The sequence below is a fragment of the Thiomonas arsenitoxydans genome, from assembly GCF_000253115.1.
Lineage (GTDB): Bacteria > Pseudomonadota > Gammaproteobacteria > Burkholderiales > Burkholderiaceae_C > Thiomonas > Thiomonas arsenitoxydans.
Window position 1 is genome coordinate 1867356 of sequence record NC_014145.1, and the last position, 17308, is coordinate 1884663.

At 65.6% G+C, this 17308-nt stretch carries 16 protein-coding genes; 5 read left to right on the forward strand and 11 right to left on the reverse strand.

Translation table 11 applies throughout. The features are described 5' to 3' along the window. Position 1 precedes the first annotated feature (1 nt). The 6 genes from THI_RS08640 to THI_RS08665 form a co-directional block, all read right to left on the reverse strand. Complete coding sequence (locus tag THI_RS08640) at positions 2 to 547, reverse strand: DUF924 family protein (protein ID WP_013105872.1); 546 nt, start codon at positions 545 to 547, stop codon at positions 2 to 4. Next, on the reverse strand, positions 544 to 945 hold the full coding sequence (locus THI_RS08645) for a DUF488 domain-containing protein (RefSeq protein WP_013105873.1): 402 nt from the start codon (positions 943 to 945) through the stop codon (positions 544 to 546). Before THI_RS08645 ends, THI_RS08640 begins: the two co-directional genes overlap by 4 nt. A 25-nt stretch (positions 946 to 970) precedes the next feature. After that, the gene (locus tag THI_RS08650; protein WP_013105874.1) at positions 971 to 1471 is read right to left on the reverse strand and encodes a Crp/Fnr family transcriptional regulator; all 501 of its coding nucleotides are present in this window, start codon (positions 1469 to 1471) and stop codon (positions 971 to 973) included. 81 nt (positions 1472 to 1552) lie between these two features. Beyond that, entirely contained in the window at positions 1553 to 2149 is a 597-nt protein-coding gene (locus tag THI_RS08655; RefSeq protein WP_013105875.1) for a MarC family protein, read from the reverse strand. An 18-nt stretch (positions 2150 to 2167) separates the two neighbouring features. After that, on the reverse strand, positions 2168 to 3121 hold the full coding sequence (gene xerD / locus THI_RS08660; protein ID WP_013105876.1) for a site-specific tyrosine recombinase XerD: 954 nt from the start codon (positions 3119 to 3121) through the stop codon (positions 2168 to 2170). Then, complete coding sequence (locus THI_RS08665) at positions 3114 to 3626, reverse strand: methylated-DNA--[protein]-cysteine S-methyltransferase (RefSeq protein ID WP_013105877.1); 513 nt, start codon at positions 3624 to 3626, stop codon at positions 3114 to 3116. The genes xerD and THI_RS08665 overlap by 8 nt, the downstream gene beginning before the upstream one ends. 96 nt (positions 3627 to 3722) lie before the next feature. Between THI_RS08665 and THI_RS08670 the strand changes: the two genes are divergently transcribed. After that, on the forward strand, positions 3723 to 5249 hold the full coding sequence (locus THI_RS08670; protein ID WP_422125530.1) for a protein adenylyltransferase SelO: 1527 nt from the start codon (positions 3723 to 3725) through the stop codon (positions 5247 to 5249). 12 nt (positions 5250 to 5261) lie between these two features. Continuing rightward, complete coding sequence (msrB, locus tag THI_RS08675; protein ID WP_013105879.1) at positions 5262 to 5708, forward strand: peptide-methionine (R)-S-oxide reductase MsrB; 447 nt, start codon at positions 5262 to 5264, stop codon at positions 5706 to 5708. Here the strand turns inward: msrB and THI_RS08680 are convergent. The 5 genes from THI_RS08680 to smc all read right to left on the reverse strand — a co-directional run bounded on the left by THI_RS08680 (position 5660) and on the right by smc (position 14608). Further along, on the reverse strand, positions 5660 to 6646 hold the full coding sequence (locus THI_RS08680; RefSeq protein WP_013105880.1) for an ROK family protein: 987 nt from the start codon (positions 6644 to 6646) through the stop codon (positions 5660 to 5662). The genes msrB and THI_RS08680 overlap by 49 nt on opposite strands. 125 nt (positions 6647 to 6771) lie before the next feature. Beyond that, on the reverse strand, positions 6772 to 7599 hold the full coding sequence (locus THI_RS08685) for a hypothetical protein (RefSeq protein ID WP_013105881.1): 828 nt from the start codon (positions 7597 to 7599) through the stop codon (positions 6772 to 6774). Between the two features lie 276 nt (positions 7600 to 7875). After that, positions 7876 to 9936, reverse strand: coding sequence for an NAD-dependent DNA ligase LigA (gene ligA, locus THI_RS08690; RefSeq protein ID WP_013105882.1), 2061 nt, complete (start codon positions 9934 to 9936; stop codon positions 7876 to 7878). Positions 9937 to 9969: 33 nt separating this feature from the next. Further along, positions 9970 to 11025, reverse strand: coding sequence for a cell division protein ZipA C-terminal FtsZ-binding domain-containing protein (locus THI_RS08695; RefSeq protein WP_013105883.1), 1056 nt, complete (start codon positions 11023 to 11025; stop codon positions 9970 to 9972). Between the two features lie 49 nt (positions 11026 to 11074). Continuing rightward, positions 11075 to 14608: a chromosome segregation protein SMC gene (gene smc / locus THI_RS08700; RefSeq protein ID WP_013105884.1), complete on the reverse strand. Its 3534-nt coding sequence runs from the start codon at positions 14606 to 14608 to the stop codon at positions 11075 to 11077. Between the two features lie 133 nt (positions 14609 to 14741). Between smc and nth the strand changes: the two genes are divergently transcribed. The 3 genes from nth (at position 14742) to THI_RS08715 (ending at position 17306) form a co-directional block, all read left to right on the forward strand. Next, complete coding sequence (gene nth, locus THI_RS08705) at positions 14742 to 15383, forward strand: endonuclease III (protein WP_013105885.1); 642 nt, start codon at positions 14742 to 14744, stop codon at positions 15381 to 15383. Further along, positions 15380 to 16270: a cobalamin-binding protein gene (locus THI_RS08710; protein ID WP_013105886.1), complete on the forward strand. Its 891-nt coding sequence runs from the start codon at positions 15380 to 15382 to the stop codon at positions 16268 to 16270. The genes nth and THI_RS08710 overlap by 4 nt, the downstream gene beginning before the upstream one ends. A gap of 154 nt (positions 16271 to 16424) precedes the next feature. Beyond that, positions 16425 to 17306 carry a 4'-phosphopantetheinyl transferase family protein gene (locus THI_RS08715; RefSeq protein ID WP_013105887.1) on the forward strand — a complete coding sequence of 294 codons (882 nt, stop codon included), beginning with the start codon at positions 16425 to 16427 and terminating at the stop codon, positions 17304 to 17306. Positions 17307 to 17308: the final 2 nt, after the last annotated feature.

The following is a 17308-nucleotide window of genomic DNA, read 5'->3' on the forward strand; positions in this document are numbered from 1 at the left end:
CTCAGAAACTGGAGCCCGGCAGCTTCAAAAATTCAATTTCCTCGTCCGTCGATTCCCGACCGAGGATGGCGTTGCGGTGGGGGTAGCGGCCAAAGCGGTCGATGATGGCTTTGTGGCGCAGCTCGAAGTCGAGGTTGTTCGCCAGCCCGTTGGCGCGAAACAGGGTTTCGGCCACGACATGAATCGAGGCCGATTCGCTGTGCATATAGGGCATGTACGCAAAGATGCGCTGTTGCTGCGTCAGCGCCTGATCGGCGCCGCAGGCCACCGCTTCCTGCGCGAGGGTGAGCGCCTGCGCATCGGCGGCGAAGGCGCGCGGATCGCCCCGGAACAGATTGCGCGAAAACTGGTCGAGCACGATGATTTCCGCCAGCCGACCCTGCGGCGTAGCTCTCCACGTAAACAGCTCACAGCGCACCGCCTGGCTGTGAAGTGCACCGAAACGCGTGCGCAGCAGCGCGTCGAAAGCCGGGTCGGCTTTGAACCACTGCGCGGGCTCGATTTCGCGGAACCAGAAATCGAGGACGGCATCGGGCGCGAAGTTCATTTGGCCTTTCTTGCCGAGAGCCAAGCGTGCGGCCGACGCAGCCAGTCTTCGAGCACCCGGGCGTGGTTGATTTGCGGGTCGTGCGCAGCGAACAGCAGGGTGACGCGCCCTGCCCGCAGCGCTTCGCCCAGGGTTTGTAGGGCCGCAGAGTCATCCGCCAAGGCGTCGAGTTCGGCCGTGTAGCGCTTTGAAAACTCGGCAAAACGCTCCGGCTCATGGCCGAACCAGACGCGCTGCGCCGGGCTGGGGGCGAGGTCTTTCAACCAATGATCGATGTGGGCGCCGTCTTTGCGCAGACCGCGCGGCCAGAGGCGGTCGATGAGGATGCGCGTGCCGTCGTCAGAACTCGGCGGGTCGTAGGCCCGCCGGATCTGCAGATCGAGTGGTGGCGCGGACATGACGAAACGGCGGGCGGTACGGCGTTTACCGCCCGGTGCGGTACATATAACGGTTGATCTGCGCCATCTCCGAGGAGGTGCGGCGGTAGAGGTGATCGAGGCTGATGATGGCCACTTCGAGCAGCAGCACGGCGAGCAGCGGGCGCTCAAGACGCAGACGGTTGTACATGGCGCGGCTGATGCGCAGCAGGCGGGTGTCTTCGCCAGCGCGCAAGCGGATTTCGCGCGGCTTGCGGTCGAAAAAGCTCATCTCACCGAGCATTTCTCCGGGCATGATCTTGCCGATTTCCATTTCGCTTTCGGGCAACTGCGCCATCAGGCAGCCCTGCCCTTCGAGCACGAAAAACAGGCTCTCGCCAACCTGGCCGATATCGGCGATGACTTCGCCTTTTTTCGGCGCCATGAGATCGCAATAGTCGAGAAAATCATGAATTTCTCGGCGAGTGAGGATGGTGGTGTCCACGAGCTGACCCAGAAAATGGGCCAGGGCTTCGCGGTCTTCCGGGGTGAAAGTCAGGCGTTCCATGGTGATTGATTGCTGAGTAGGTTGGAGGGAAATCGCTGCAAAGCGTTGCACAGAGGCATGCTATCGGCAGCACTGGCGAATTCATAGCCCGAAATAGCTGCGAATACCCGACAGCAGCATATTCACGGCAATGGCCGTCAGGATGAGGCCCATGAGTTTTTCGGCGGCGTTCATCACCGAGTCGCCCAGCCACTTGAGCAGGGTTTCGCTCATCAGCAGCAACCCGCCGGTGACAGCCACCGCCGAGCTGAGCGCGCCCACCCAGGTCCAGATTTCGCCGGGCTGGCGCGAGGCCAGCAGCAAGACTGTGGCGAGAGCGGACGGTCCGGCCAGCAGCGGCACGGCCAGGGGAAAGATCAAGGGTTCACGTCCGCCCTCGCCGCCGAAAATTTCAGACGTGGTGGAGAAAATCATCTTGATCGCCACCAGCAGCAAAATGACCCCGCCGGCCACTTCGATGGAAGGCTGGCTGAGGTTCATCAGTTTCAGAAAACCGTGGCCGCCAAACATGAAAGTCAGCAGCACGGCGTAGGCGATGCCGATTTCGCGCAGCGCCACGGGCAGGCGGCGCTTGGACGGCAGCTTGCGCATGACCGCGATGAAAAACGGCAGATTGCCAAAGGGATCGAGGATCAGTAGCAGCAGGACGAAGGCGGACCAGAAATTGTCTTGGGCCATAGCGGGGCTTGAGCGCGATCAGGCGCGGGGGTGGTGGCGGGCGTGCAGCGTCTTGAGCCGTTCGCGCGCGATGTGGGTGTAGATCTGCGTGGTGGAAATATCGGCATGGCCGAGCAGCAATTGCACCACACGCAGGTCAGCGCCGTGGTTGAGCAGATGGGTGGCGAAAGCGTGGCGCAGGGTGTGGGGCGACAGCGGTACGTCGATACCGGCCTTGCGCGCATAGGCCTTGATGCGCATCCAGAACATCTGCCGCGTCATGCCGGTGGTTTCGCGGGCGCTTTGCCCGCTGCGCGCGGTGACGAACAGAAAGGGGCTGTCGCGCCCCTGCAGCAACTCATGGCGCGCAGTGCGCAGGTAGTTCTGCAGCCAGTCTTGCGCGGCGCTGCCGAACGGCACGAGTCGCTCTTTGCCGCCTTTGCCCGCAATCTGCACCACGCCCTGATCGAGCGACACGCGCACCACTGGCAGCGCCACCAGTTCACTCACCCGCAGGCCACTGGCGTAGAGCAGTTCGAGCATGGCGCGGTCGCGCAGGCCCAGCGGCGTGTCCACCTCGGGTGCGGCGAGCAGCGCTTCCACCTGCGCTTCGCTCAGGGTCTTGGGGCGGCGCGGCGGCTGACGCGCGGTGTCGAGCTGCAGCGTGGGGTCGTCGGTGCGCAAGTGCTCACGCAAGGCCCAGCGGTAAAAGCGGCGCAGCACCACCAGCCGCCGGTTGGACGAGGTGGCTTTGCTTTGCATGAAACGGGCGGCGATATACGCCTGCACATCGCGCAGCGTCGCCTCGATCAAGGGCTGGCGCTGCGAAAAGGCCAGCCAGCGCGCCATCAGCGTGAGGTCGCGGCGGTAAGCGGCGAGGGTGTTGGGCGAGAGGCCGTCTTCCAGCCAGAGGGCGTCGCAGAAACGGTCGATCGTGGTGGCGCAGGCTTCGGGCGCGGGCGGCCATTCGAGGTAAAGCGGGGCTTCAGGCATGGGGACGAGCCGATCGCGAGCTGGCTTCATGCTGCAGCAGCCAGCGTTTGATGCCCAGCAGATACCCGTCTTGCGCGGTGGAATGGGCAAATCCGCCCAGCCCGTCTTGCGCGACGATGCGGTGACACGGCACCACGGGGGCGAAAGGATTGGCGGCGCAAGCCTGCCCCACGGCCCGGGCTGCGCTGTGCAACTCCAGCGCGGCATCGCCATAAGTGCGCGTCTGCCCTGGCGGAATTTGCTGCAACAGCGCCCAGACCCGGCGCTGAAACATCGTGCCCGCCGCCGCCAGCGGGAGATCGAAGCGATACGCCGGATCAGCGGCATAGGCGCTCAGTTGCGCGGCTACAGCGCGGCATAGCGGCGTGGAGGGCGGGGTGAGAGGAGTTTCTGGCGGAAGATATTCCAGGTGCAACACCACGTCGTCGGTGCAGAACAGGCCCATGCGACCGAAAGGCAACGCGATGACCGCATCTGGATGGGCCGGGTTTTGTGTGAGCGGCATGGCTTGAACATCAGGCAAAAAGCAGAGGCACAGGATACCCCGATACCCACCGGGGCTGCGGCTTTCTCCGAGAATGCGGTCATGACTTCCGCTGCTCTGGATTTTTCCGCCCCTGCTCCGCCCGCGAGCTGCTCTTGGCCGCCGCTGGCGCAGCAGTTTGCCGCCCTGGGCGACGCATTCAGCGTGCCGGTCGCGGTTAGCCCCCTGCCCGATCCCGTGCTGGTGGCCAGCAGCGCTGATGCCGCGGCGCTGGTCGGCCTAACTGCGCCCGCAACCCCGCAAGACGAGCAGGACTGGGCGCGGGCTTTCGGCGGCCATGTCGCGGCGATCAGCGGCGGCAGCCGTGCCACGGTGTACGCCGGACATCAGTTCGGCAACTGGGCGGGGCAGCTTGGCGACGGCCGCGCGCTGCTGCTGGGCGACTGGCCAGATGCCAGCGGCGGGCGGCACAGCTGCGGCTATGCCCGTTGGGAAGTGCAATTCAAGGGCAGCGGCCGCACGCCGTTTTCGCGCATGGGCGACGGCTGGGCGGTGCTGCGTTCATCCATCCGCGAATTTCTGTGCTCGGAAGCCATGGCGGCGCTGGGCATCCCGACCACGCGGGCGCTGTGCCTGGTGGGATCGAGCCGCCCGGTGCGGCGCGAGCGCATCGAAACCGCGGCCATGGTCACCCGGCTGAGTCCGAGTTTCGTGCGCTTCGGGCATTTCGAGCATTTCAGCTACAGCGGGCAGACCGAGCAGTTGCGCGCGCTGACCGACTGGGTGATCGCCCAATACTGCCCCGACTGCGCCGACGCCCCGCAGCCCGCGCTGGCGCTATTGCAATGGGTGGTGGCCCGCACCGCGCGGCTCATCGCCCAGTGGCAGGCCGTGGGCTTCATTCACGGGGTGATGAATACCGACAATATGTCCATCCTGGGCTGGACCATCGATTACGGCCCTTTCGCCTTTCTCGACGCCTACGACCCGCTGCACACCCCCAACACCACCGACCGCGGCGGGCGCTACGCCTACGGCCGACAACCCGCCGTGGCGCACTGGAATCTGCTGGCGCTGGGCCAAGCCCTGCTGCCGCTGATCGACAAGCCCGAATCGGCGCTGGCCGCGGTCGATCAATTCCGCCCGCAGTATGTGCAAGCCATGCAGCAACAACTCGCCGCCAAGCTCGGGTTGACCGCGCCGCAGCCAGGCGACGGCGATCTGTTTCAGGATCTGCTCGACACCATGGCGGCCAATCGCAGCGACTGGACGCTGAGCTTTCGCCATCTCGCCCAGCTTGCCGCCGACGCACACGCGCCCATCCCCCCCGCCCTAGCGGCGCAATTCGCGCGCGAGCCGCAACGGTTTGCCGACTGGGTGGCCCGCTACCGCGAGCGCCTGCGGGCGGAAAGCCGCAACGACGCAGCGCGCGCTGTGGCAATGAATGCCGTCAATCCGCTCGTCGTGCTGCGCCACCATCTAGCGCAGGCCGCCATCGCCCAGGCCGAGGCCGGCGACTTCAGCGAAGTGCGCCGCCTGCTGCATGCGCTCACGCGGCCTTTCGACGCGCACGCCGCGCCAGCGCATTACGCTGAACCCCCGCCGGAACACGCGCCGCCCGCCTGCCTGTCCTGCTCCTCTTGAAAGGAAAGCATCATGTCCAAGCCCACCCCCGAAGACACGAATGACGCCCTCTGGCGCAGCAAACTGAGCGAGGAGCAATACCGCGTGACGCGTTGCAGCGCCACCGAGCCGCCGTTCACCGGCCTGTACTGGGACCACCACGGCGACGGCGTCTATCGCTGCGTGTGCTGCGGCACGCCGCTGTTCGACTCGCGCACCAAGTTCGAATCGGGCAGCGGCTGGCCCAGCTTCTGGCAGCCCACCGCGCAAGCCGTCATCCGCGAAGTACGCGACATCAGTCACGGCATGGTGCGCACCGAAGTGCAGTGCGGGCAATGCGGCGCGCATCTCGGCCACGTCTTCCCAGACGGCCCCAATCCCACCGGCCTGCGCTACTGCATCAACTCGGCCGCGCTCGATTTTTCAGAGCGTCAGGCGGGAGGAGAAGGGGGAGAAGAAGGCGCTGCCGAGCGAAGCTGATCGCGCCACAACCAGGCCGCCCCGCGCACCCCGGAAGAATCGCCATGCTGCGCGGGCAGCAGACGGGTGCGCACCGTATCGGAAAACACCCAGGCGCCCCAGCGGCGCGGCACTTCGTCGTACAGCTCGGCCACATTGCTCATGCCGCCGCCCAGCACGATGACGTCCGGGTCGAGCAGATTGATGACCTGCGCCAGAGCCCGGGCCAGCCGGTCGGCATAGCGGATGAAACTTGCCCGCGCGGCGCGATCACCCGCGCGCATGGCCGCGATCAGCTCCTTGGCGCTGCGTTGCTGGCCCCTCGTTTGCCCAATCCGCGCGAAATGATCGGCGACGAAGCCCGGCCCGCTCAGCCAGGTTTCGATGCAGCCCTGCAAACCACACCAACAGCGCGGCCCCGGCAGTTCGCGCCAGGCAGACGGCAGGCGCGGCCAGGGCAGCGGGTTGTGGCCCCACTCCCCCGCCACCGCATTACAGCCCAGCCAATCCGCGCTGTCGATGGCGATGCCTGCCCCCGAGCCAGTGCCCAGAATCACCGCAAACACCACGCGAGCGCCCTGCCCCGCGCCGTCGATCGCCTCGCTGATCGCCAGACAGTTGGCATCGTTGTGCAAGCGCACCGGTCGATCCAGCCGCCGTTGCAGGTCTTGCAGCAGCGGGCGACCATTGAGCACGGTGGAATTGGCGTTGCGGATCAGCCCGGAAACCGGCGACACCGAGCCGGGGATCGCCGCGCCCAGCGGCAGCCTGCAGCCGAGTTGCCCATCGGCCGCCGCCACCAGCGCGGCGATGGCCTCGACGGTCGCGGCATAGTCACCCTGCGGCGTGTCGCATCGCTCGCGCAGCAAAAACCTCCCTTCTCCATCGAGCGCGGCCACCTCGATCTTGGTACCGCCCAAGTCGAGGCCGAGGTAGGCCGTCGGTTTAGACCGGTCCACGTTGCTGGGTGGGTTGGGTATCACGGTTACAAAGCTGCGAGGAATTCGTCAGCAGATGTCCTGTTTAACGTTCAAGGTCAGGGGCCTGGCGCGGCTTTATGCGCCAGGTCCCCTGCACCGCAGGGTTAGCCCGCAATTTTTGCGTAGGCATCATACGGCGCAAGAAGTGTGTTGTCGTTCAAGTCGAGGCACGCATAGCGGGAGCCCTCATAGGGAAGTAATGGCCGCCCAAAATGCGCGATCATTGTTGGGTTCTCTCGCGGCCAAAGAACGTTGACCGGAAGTACGTTCGCGAAGGAATAGACCTTCACTATCTGCGGTGGCCCACCAATCTTGTCGTACTTGGCGGACTCGCACATTTCCGTCAATACCTCCAGCGGCTCCATATCGAGGCCGCCGGTAGTAAGACGCTTCTGGTCGATTAGTTTCCGATAAAGCAACTGCATGGCGTCGGGAACGTTGTCGCCGATAAATAGGAAGGGCTTCGTTCCCTTTGTGCGCTTCGTATGGAACGACAGCGGCTTGTAGTTAAAGGCGCCCTTCGCCTTGTCATACGTTAAGGCCCATGCCTTGAACTCCTTGACCTTGCTTGAATAGCCCGCGAACAGAACCACAAAGTCCGTGGGATCAATAGCGTGCTTGCCCTTAGGTAACCCGGTTACCTGCGTTCGCATGCTTTCGATCACTTTCAAGAAGTGAGGGCGCAAATCGGTGATGTCCATTTCACGGGACTGCACCTTCTCGTAGTTGCGAACCGCATTCGCAAGTTGAAGCAACACCGGATATGCGAAGGCCGTGTCGCCGCAGAAGGCCAGCACTGAATCGTTTCTCAGCAGCGGCACTATCTTGGGACAACAGTCCCACCTTGCCCCAAACGAAAGCCGGCTGTCCGATGCAACTACGAGTTGTCCGCCGTTGCCGGCTTCTCTAATCCAAGCGGTTACGAGGGTCATGGCTATTGCGGGCTAACGTAATGTATCCAGCAATTTCTGCAAAATAAACTGGCCAGTGCGAGATATTCTGGCCTGTGTTTCCTCGGCGAAGCGGCTTGCAGACTGGGTTCCAGAGCGATGGGCTGCGCAAGAATACAGGTTTAAATAATCCCTGAAACCCGGCATACCCGTTCTGCGCTTTTTGACCTGTCGGGCAAATATACAAGAAGGCCCGGAAGGTGGGCAGCGTGATCCGCAGAATCGACGCCCGACGGCTATGCGCTCACTGCATTACGATTAAGAATCAGCCAGCAACTTCAGCAGCTCCGCTTCGTCGAGCACGGTTACGCCGAGTTCCTGCGCCTTCGCGAGTTTGCTCCCGGCCTCGGCGCCGGCGACCACGTAATCGGTCTTTTTCGAGACCGAGCCGACCACTTTGCCTCCGGCCGCTTCGATGCGGGCCTTGGCCTCCTCCCGGCTGAGGGTGGGCAGGGTGCCGGTGAGCACCAGCGTCTTGCCTGCGAGCGGTTTGGGGGCGTCGCGGTCGGGCGCGGCCTCGCTCCAATGCACACCGCAAGCGCGCAGTTGTTCCACCACTTCGCGGTTGTGCGGCTGGTCGAAGAAGGTGCGGATGCTTTGCGCCACCACGGGGCCGACATCGGGCACTTCGAGCAACTGTTCCAAGGGCGCGTCAAGAATGGCGTCGAGCCCGCCGAAGTGGCGCGCCAGATCTTTGGCCGTGGCCTCGCCGACGTGGCGGATGCCCAGGGCGTAGAGAAAACGCGCCAGGGTGGTGGTCTTGCTCGCCTGAAGCGCCTGCAGCAGATTGGCCGCGCTTTTCTCGGCCATGCGGTCGAGTGCGGCGAGCTTGAGCAGGCCGAGGCGGTACAGATCGGGCAGCACGCGCACGATACCTGCGTCCACCAGCTGATCGACCAGCTTTTCGCCCAGCCCCTCGATGTCCATCGCCCGGCGGCTGGCGTAGTGCAGGATGGCCTGCTTGCGCTGCGCGGCGCAGAACAGGCCGCCGGTGCAGCGCCAGTCGGCCTCGCCGGCTTCGCGCACGATGGCCGAGCCGCAGACGGGGCACTGGCCGCCGAGGCGCTGGTAGAGGTCGAACGGTTCGCCGACATCGGCCGGGCGGGCGCTCAGCACCACGCTGACGACTTCGGGAATCACGTCTCCCGCGCGGCGCACGATAACGGTGTCGCCGACGCGCACGTCTTTGCGGCGCACTTCGTCCTCGTTGTGCAGGGTGGCGTTGGTCACGGTCACGCCGCCGACGAACACCGGCTCGAGCTTGGCGACCGGGGTGAGCTTGCCGGTGCGGCCGACCTGAATGTCGATGCCGATGACCTTGGTGCTGCGTTCCTGCGCGGGGTATTTGTGCGCCACGGCCCACACCGGCTCGCGGTTGCGAAAGCCCAGTTCGCGCTGCAGAGCGAGACTATCGACCTTGTAGACCACGCCGTCGATGTCGAAGGGCAGGCTGTCGCGCGCGGCGGCGATGCGGGCGTGGAAGTCGATGAGGGTTTGCGCGCCGGGGCCATGCACGCGCTGCGGCGCGACGGGCAGGCCGAAGGTCTCCAAGGCATCTAGCATGGCGTGATGCGTGTCGGGCTGCTGCGCCCAGCCGGCAATCTCGCCCCAGCCGTAGGCGTAGAAGGCCAGCGGGCGTTGTGCGGCGATGGCCGGGTCGAGCTGGCGAATGCTGCCCGCCGCGCCGTTGCGCGGGTTGACCAGGGTGGGCAGGCCCTTGTCGCGCTGGCGGGCGTTGTAGCGCTCGAAGTCGGCGCGTTTCATCAGGACTTCGCCGCGCACTTCTAGCACCGCCGGTGCGTTGCCGCGCAATTGCAGCGGCACGCTGCGTATGGTGCGCACGTTCTGCGTGACGTCTTCGCCGGTTTCGCCATCGCCACGGGTGGCCGCCTGCACCAGCTGGCCGTGCTCGTAGCGCAGGCTGATGGCCAGGCCGTCGAACTTCAGTTCGGCGCAGTAGTTCACGGGCGGATCGTCGGCGCTCAGGCCGAGGCGGTTGCGCACCCGCTGGTCGAAAGCCGCCGCGCCTTCGGGCGTGGTGTCGGTTTCGGTTTGGATGGACAGCATGGGCACGGCGTGCCGCACCGGGGCGAACTCGGGCAGGGGCGCACCGCCCACGCGCTGGGTCGGCGAGTCGGGGGTGCGCAGCTCGGGATGATCGGCCTCGATTTGCTGCAACTCCCGAAACAGCGCGTCGTAGTCGGCATCGGGCGCCAGCGGGGCGTCGAGCACGTAGTAGGCGTGATCGAGGCGGGCGATTTCGGCGCGCAATTGCGTCGCGCGCTCGGCGGGCTGCGCGAAAAGATCGGGCTGGGTCATCAGTAGAGCAAGCGGGCCGCCAAAGCCTGCGCGTCAAGAAAACAGCCGCTGCGCAGCGGCGGAGCCTGCGGGCAGACCGCGTTGTTCCAGCACTTCGTACAGCAGATCGAGCTGTTTTTCGATGTGGTCGAGCGCGGCGTCGGGCAAGGGGGCGTTGTTGTCGTCCACCACGGCGGCGTCGAGTGCGGTCGCCAGTTCACGGGCGGCCTGGCGCATGCGGCCAAACGGTTTTTGCGCGGCCGGAGCCTGCGGCACTTCCAGCAGCAAGGTGGCATGGCTGACGGCGGCGGCGCTGTCGGAAAGATCGGCGCGGGCGTCGAATTGCAGATGCACTAGCGGCGTGGGCGCCTGCTCCACGTCTTGATAGAGCAGCACCATGCGCCCGGCCTCGGCGCCGGGAACGAAACCGGCGGCCTGTGCGCGCTGACGCAGGAAGTCGATGCCCCAGGGCACGCTGCGGGCGCGCAGGGTGATGGAGAGCTGCGCGTCGTTGTCGTTGGCGAAGGCGTCGAGCGACCGGGCCTGTTCGAGGGCCTCGGCCATATCGGGCAGATCGGGCGCCACACTCAGCGCCTCGCCAAGTTCGTGGCACTTGGCGATGAACTCGGAAAACTCGATGGCATTGATCGGCCCGGCCCGGTTGCTCAGTTGCACCGCGGCCTGCAGTTCGGCGTAGGGATGCTGCGGCTGCAGCGGCTCCCATTGCCCGGTTTCGGCGTTGCGGCCCTCGAACAACATGCGCTTGGCCCCGGCGCGCGCGGTTTTGGGTAGGCGCGGCAGCAGCACCTCGCCCGAACGCACGGGTTCGAGCAGGTAACTGGCGATGGCGTCGATCAGCGGGTCGATCTGCAAGGGCATCAGCCGCGGCCTGGGGGCGACTTCGGGGCTAAGCGCGACGGGTTCGAGCGTGTGGCCGTGGGTGTCGGAGGTCAGGGTGTCGAGCCCGGCTGGCTCGATCGCGGTCTGCACATCGTCTTCGACGGCGGCGCGCTGGCGCTTGAATTTGCCGGACTGCCAGGTGTTGTAGGCAATGACGGCGGCGATGATGATGGCGCCGATGACGATCAAGGCGATTTGCAACTGTCCCATCCAGGAATCCTCGGGGGTGTGTGAGTGTGTGCGCGGCTTAGTGTGCGGATCAAGCAGCCTGGGCAAAGCGTAGCGCCGCGTCCATTTCCACGGCAACGGTGCGTGAGACGCCCTGCTCCTGCATGGTCACGCCGATGAGCTGGTCGGCCATTTCCATCGCGATTTTGTTGTGCGAGATGAACAGGAACTGCGTGCTGGCCGACATGTCTTTGACCAGCCGGGCGTAGCGCTCGGTATTGGCGTCGTCCAGCGGCGCGTCCACTTCGTCGAGCAGGCAGAACGGCGCCGGGTTGAGCTGAAAGATGGCGAACACCAGCGCAATGGCCACCAGCGCCTTTTCGCCGCCGGAGAGCAGGTGAATCGAGCTGTTCTTCTTGCCCGGCGGCTGCGCCATGACCTGCACCCCGGCGTCGAGAATTTCCTCGCCGGTGATGATGAGCCGCGCATTGCCGCCGCCGAACAGCAGTGGGAACATGCGGCCGAAGTGGTCGTTGATCTGCTCGAAAGTCGTGGCCAGCATGTCGCGGGTTTCGGCGTCGATCTTGCGGATGGCGTCTTCGAGGGTGGTGATGGCGGTCTGCAGGTCTTCGAGCTGGGCGTCGAGAAACTGTTTGCGTTCGCGCGCCTGACCCAGCTCGTCGAGTGCGGCCAGATTCACCGCCCCCAGCGCGGCGATGTCGCGCTGCAGCCGTTCATGCTCGCGCGCCAGCGCCGGGGCCTGGGCATCGGTCGGCAAACTGGCGCGCACCGCTTCGATATCGGCCTGCGCCTCGGCGAGCTGCTGCGCGAACTGCTCGGCCTGCAGCCGGAACTCCTGCTCCTTGAGCTGCAATTCGGTGATGCGCTGCCGCAACGGATCGAGGTCGCGGTCGAGCGTCAGCCGAGCCTCCTCCTGCTTTCGCAGTTGCTGGGCGATGTCGTCGGCTTCGCTGCGGCGGGCGCCCAGCACGGCTTGCGCGCTTTGCTGTTCGGCCAGCGCCGATTGCAGACCGGTCTGCGCGCCTTGTTCACTCAGCCGCGCGAGTTCGGCCTGCGCCGCTTCGCGCGCGCTGGTCTGACGGGCGATCTGTTCCAGCGCCATCTGCGCCTCGCGTTGCAGATCGGCCCGCTTTTGTTGCAGGCTGCGCACCGCATAGCCGCTCTCGGCTGCTTGCGATTCGAGCTGGCGCTGCTGCGCCCGCGCATCAGCGAGCGCCTGCTGCGCGGCCATCACCTCGGTTTCGAGATCGGCCTGCAGCTGCTGCTGGTCGGCCAGGCGCGCGTCTAGCTCCTCGAATCGCGCCTCGCTCTCGGCCTGCTGCGCCAGCAATTCACTGAGCTGGACGTCGATATCGCCGAGATCGGTGGCGATCTGCTGATTGCGCGCGGCGCTTTGCTCGGCTTGCTGGGTGAGTTTGAGCAGTTCCACCTGCACGGTGTGCAGTTGCTGGGTGTCTTGTTGCTGGCGGCGTTGCAGCGCGGCGAGCTGCTCCTGCGCCTGCCCCAGATCGTGTTCGGCCTGATGAAGCTGGGCGCGGCTTTGCTCGGCGATGAGTTGCTCGGCCTTGATCTGGCGCTCCAGATTGTCGATTTCCTGCTGCCGCGCGAGCACGCCGGACTGCTCGGAATCCGGGGCGTAAAAACTCACGCTCTGGCGCGACACCGCGTGGCCTTCGCGCGTGAGCAGCACGGTCTGCGCAGGCAGAGTGGCGCGCAGCGCCAGCGCCTGCTGCAGCGTCGGTGCGATGAAAACGGCGGTCAGCCAGTCGTCGAGCAAGCTGGCCAGCCCGGCATCACCGCTGCGCACGCCTTCGCGCAAGGGCCGACAGCCCGCGGGCGGGGTGGAAACCGCCCGCGCTTCGGAGGCCGGGGGCTGCACCGCTGCTGAATAGAACGCCAGCTTGGCTGGCGGCGCATCGGCGGCAAAGCCTGCGGCCATGTCGAGCTGGCGTAGTTCCAGCGCGGAGAGGCGCTCGCGCAACACGGCTTCGAGCGCGGTTTCCAGCCCGTTTTCCACCTGCAGGCGCGACCAGAGTTGCGACAGGCCGTCGAGCCCGTGCTTGGCCAGCCAGGGCCGCAGCTTGCCTTCGGTGAGCACCCGTTCCTGCAGCGCTTTGAGCGCAGCCAGGCGCGCGCTGGTCGCGGCAAGCTGCGCGGCGGCGGCCTGCTGCGACTGCTGCGCCTGCTGCCGCGCCTGTTGCAGCTCGGGCAAGGTGTCTTCGAGTTGTTCGCGCTGCGCGCGGGTGGTGTCGAGCGTGTCGGTGAGGGTTTCTTGCTGCCGCTGCAGATCGGCCAGACGCAGACTGTCGAGCGCGACCACGGCGCGTTGCTCGGCGCGCAGCCGCTCGGCGCGCTGCTGCAACTGCTGGATTTGCTGCCCCAGGCCGCGCTGCCGTGCCGCCTCGGCCTGCAGCGCCTGCTGGGCAGCGGCGGCCTGCGCGCGTTCGTCCGCAGCGCGCAATTGCGCGTCGCTCAGGGCGGCTTCCAGCGTGGGCAGGCGTTCGCTTTGCTCTTGCACGCGGGCCTGCGCCACCTCGGCCTGCACCTCGGCATCGGCCAGGCGCTCGGCGGTGTCGGCGGCCTGCGCCACGGCGGTGTCGTGTCGTTGCTGCCAGTCCTGCATTTGCGCGTCGATGGCCTGCAACGCGGCCTGAGCGCGTTGACGGCCCTCAACGACGAAACGAATTTCCGCCTCGAGCTGGCTGACGCGCGACTGGGCGGCGTAGAAAGCGGCCTGCGCCCGGTTGAGGGTATCGCTGCTGGCGAACTGTGCCTGCCGCAAGGTTTCGATTTCGGCCTCGATTGCGCGCTGCTCGGCGATGCGGGCTTCGAGCGCATTCATCGCCTCGCCGCCAGCCAGGGTGATTTGCTGGCGTTTGGCCTGCGCTTCTTCCTGACGCAGCAGCCAGAGCTGCTGCTGCACCAGAGTCGCACTGGCCTGCAGGCCCTGGTAACGGGTGGCGACTTCGGCCTGTTGTTCGAGCCGCCCCAGGTTGCTGCCGAGTTCGCGCAGGATGTCCTGCACGCGGGTGAGGTTCTCGCGGGTGTCTTGCAGGCGGTTCTCGGTTTCGCGGCGGCGCTCCTTGTATTTGGACACGCCGGCGGCCTCTTCGAGCATCATGCGCAGGTCTTCGGGGCGCGACTCCAGAATGCGGGTGATGGTGCCCTGGCCGATGATGGCGTAGGAGCGCGGCCCCAGGCCGGTGCCGAGAAAAATATCCTGCACGTCGCGGCGGCGCACCGCCTGGTTATTGATGAAATAGCTCGACGTGCCGTCGCGGGTGAGCACGCGCTTGATGGCGATTTCGGTGAACTGTCCCCACTGCCCGGCGATGCGGTGATCGCTGTTGTCGAACACCATTTCCACGCTGCAGCGGCTGGCCTGTTTGCGCTGCCCGCTGCCGTTGAAAATGACGTCCTGCATGGACTCGCCGCGCAACTCGCTGGCCTTGCTCTCGCCCAGCACCCAGCGCACCGCATCGATCACGTTCGATTTGCCGCAGCCGTTGGGCCCGACGATTCCGCTGATGCGGCCGGGAAAGGGCAGCGTCACAGGTTCGGCAAACGACTTGAATCCGGCCAGACGGAGTGAGGTCAAACGCATCGATATGTTCTAACTCTATGATTTACAAAAGAAATTGTGAATCTCACAACGGAGGGAAATCATACCATCGCCCCTCTACCCGCTGGCATGGCCGCCAGAGGGCGAAAACTCGCCGCGCTTATCATCGCGCCGCATGAAACCCGCCCAGATCCAGACCCTGTTCGAGCGCTTCGCCGCCGCCAACCGCGAGCCGCGCACCGAGCTGGAATACCGCACGCCCTTCGAACTGCTGGTCGCGGTGGCGCTTTCGGCCCAGGCTACCGATGTCAGCGTGAACAAGGCCACCCGGTCGCTGTTCGCCGTGGCCAACACCCCGCAGGCGCTGCTCGACCTCGGCGAAGACCGGCTGCGCGAGGCGATCCGCACCATCGGGCTGTACAAAACCAAGGCGAAAAACATCATCGCCACCTGCCGCATCCTGATCGACCAATACGGCGGCGAAGTGCCGCGCAGCCGTGAGGCGCTGGAATCGCTGCCGGGCGTGGGGCGCAAAACCGCCAATGTGGTGCTCAACGTGGCCTTCGGGCAAGACACCATCGCGGTGGACACGCACATTTTCCGCGTGGCCAATCGCCTCGGGCTGGCCAAGGGCAACACCCCGCTGGCGGTGGAGACCCGGCTGGAGAAGGTGATTCCGCCACAGTTCCGCCTGCATGCCCACCACTGGCTGATTCTGCACGGCCGCTACGTCTGCAAGGCACGCAAGCCGGAATGTTGGCGCTGCGGGGTGGCCGATCTGTGCGCCTACAAACCCAAAACCCCCGCACCGACATGACCCTTTTTCGATGGCTTTGGGCGCTTCTCGCCTTTGCACTGCTGCCCAGCGCCGCCTGGGCGGCCCCGGTGCGGGTGACCGACGACACCGGCCAGGTGGTTTCCCTGCCCGCACCGGCACGGCGCATCATCGCGCTATCGCCGCAGTTGCTCGAACTCAGCGCGGCGGCCGGGGCCAGCAAATTCGTCGTCGGCCAGATTCAGGGCGCGGACAATGTGTTCTGGGCGCGCAAACTGCCGGTCGTGGGCGATGCGTTCGCCCTCAATCTGGAAGCCATCGTCCGCCTCAAGCCCGATCTGATTCTGGCCTGGCAATCGGGCACGCCCCCACGCGAAGCGGCAAGGCTCAAGGCGCTGGGCATTGCGGTGTACTGGAGCCAGGCCAACACCTTCGAATCGCTGGCGTCCACAGTCAGCCGCATCGGCGAACTGGCAGGCACCGAGCAGCAAGCCGGGAGCTGGGTGCGCGATTTCAACACGCGTCTGGCGGCCATCCGGCAGCGTTACGCCGCCCAAAAACCGGCTGTACGGGTGTTTTACGAGGTGTGGAACCAGCCGCTGATCACCGTGGGCCACAAGCAACTCATCAGCCAGGCCATTACCCTGTGCGGCGGGCAGAACGTGTTTGGCTCGCTGGCGGTTCTGGCGCCCACCATCAGTGCCGAAGCTGTGCTGCAGGCCGACCCGCAACTCATCGTGACCTCCAGCCCCCAAGGCGCGCAGTGGCTCAAGTCGTGGAAGCAGTTTCCGCGATTGAGCGCGGTACGGCACGACCAGTTGGTCGCCCTCTCCCCCAACACCCTGCCGCGCATGGGCGTGGATGTGCTCGACGGGGTGCAGCAGCTTTGCACCGCCATCGCAACGACCCGCCGGGCGTTGCACGAGTGAGCCCAGTTTCCTGCGAAAACTGTGCAGAAGTTGTCACGGAACAACGACGACTCTTGCCTATGATCCGGCCAGAACGGCCTCTGATCCGCATTCCCTGAGGCTCTTGTTTGCCCCCGCTTGACGGGATTGTCTGCAAGACGGCGACGCCTGCATCATGCCGGTCGATGACCTCGAAAACGATTTTTCTGATGCGCAACCTGCTTCATCCGGCCGCGTGAAAACCTTGTCCACCCCATTGTCACAACAGGTGCGAAGCGCCCTGCGCCTGGGCTCCGCCGCCCGCGCGCACGACCCGGCCGCGCCGCTGTCGCGACCGCAACAGCGCGACGTGCACGTCTGGGAACTCGATCTGCGCCGCCCGCCGGCATGTGCCCTCGATCTGCTCGACGCCGCCGAACAGGAGCGGGCACGACGCTTCGTCTTTGCCGTCGACCAGACCCGTTTCATCGCCGCGCATGGCTGGACCCGGCAGATTCTCGGGCGCTACCTGAAGCGTGCGCCACAAGACCTGCAGTTTGCCCTTGGCCCTTACGGCAAACCGGCGCTGACCGGGCATTCCGGCGATGCGACGCTGTGCTTCAACCTAAGCCACAGCTTGGACAAAGCGCTGCTGGCCGTGAGCAACGGCGTGCCGCTGGGGGTGGACATCGAAGCCATCCGACCCGATCTGCCCGACGCCGCTTTGGCCTCCGGCGTGCTGACCGCAGACGAATTTGCAGAACTCGTGCAACTGCCGCCGAGGCAACAGACCGGGGTGTTTTTCGCCTGCTGGGCCCGCAAGGAGGCCTGCATGAAAGCGCTGGGCCTCGGTCTGGCCCTCGAACCCAAAACCCTGCATATCGGAATGGCCGTGGCGCGGCAGCGGGTCGTCCTCAAAGACCTGCTCAGTCCAGCGGACCCTCAAATCGCCGCCGCCGATTTCATCGACCTTTCCGCCCTTCAGAGCCCGCCCGGCCATGCCGCCGCGCTGGCCGTGATGGGCGGTTTTGGCAAAGTGCTGTATCGACAGGCACTCGCTTCAGGGAGAACCCATTGACT

Excerpts from the sequence above, each read along its gene's own strand:
- THI_RS08655 (WP_013105875.1), bottom strand. The coding sequence starts at position 2,149 with ATGGCCCAAGACAATTTCTGGTCCGCCTTCGTCCTGCTGCTACTGATC.
- ligA (WP_013105882.1), bottom strand. The coding sequence starts at position 9,936 with ATGACCCAGCCCGATCTTTTCGCGCAGCCCGCCGAGCGCGCGACGCAA.
- THI_RS08640 (WP_013105872.1), bottom strand. The coding sequence starts at position 547 with ATGAACTTCGCGCCCGATGCCGTCCTCGATTTCTGGTTCCGCGAAATC.
- xerD (WP_013105876.1), bottom strand. The coding sequence starts at position 3,121 with ATGCCTGAAGCCCCGCTTTACCTCGAATGGCCGCCCGCGCCCGAAGCC.
- smc (WP_013105884.1), bottom strand. The coding sequence starts at position 14,608 with ATGCGTTTGACCTCACTCCGTCTGGCCGGATTCAAGTCGTTTGCCGAA.
- THI_RS08715 (WP_013105887.1), top strand. The coding sequence starts at position 16,425 with ATGCCGGTCGATGACCTCGAAAACGATTTTTCTGATGCGCAACCTGCT.
- THI_RS08710 (WP_013105886.1), top strand. The coding sequence starts at position 15,380 with ATGACCCTTTTTCGATGGCTTTGGGCGCTTCTCGCCTTTGCACTGCTG.
- THI_RS08695 (WP_013105883.1), bottom strand. The coding sequence starts at position 11,025 with ATGGGACAGTTGCAAATCGCCTTGATCGTCATCGGCGCCATCATCATC.
- THI_RS08685 (WP_013105881.1), bottom strand. The coding sequence starts at position 7,599 with ATGACCCTCGTAACCGCTTGGATTAGAGAAGCCGGCAACGGCGGACAA.
- nth (WP_013105885.1), top strand. The coding sequence starts at position 14,742 with ATGAAACCCGCCCAGATCCAGACCCTGTTCGAGCGCTTCGCCGCCGCC.
- THI_RS08665 (WP_013105877.1), bottom strand. The coding sequence starts at position 3,626 with ATGCCGCTCACACAAAACCCGGCCCATCCAGATGCGGTCATCGCGTTG.
- THI_RS08650 (WP_013105874.1), bottom strand. The coding sequence starts at position 1,471 with ATGGAACGCCTGACTTTCACCCCGGAAGACCGCGAAGCCCTGGCCCAT.
- THI_RS08645 (WP_013105873.1), bottom strand. The coding sequence starts at position 945 with ATGTCCGCGCCACCACTCGATCTGCAGATCCGGCGGGCCTACGACCCG.
- msrB (WP_013105879.1), top strand. The coding sequence starts at position 5,262 with ATGTCCAAGCCCACCCCCGAAGACACGAATGACGCCCTCTGGCGCAGC.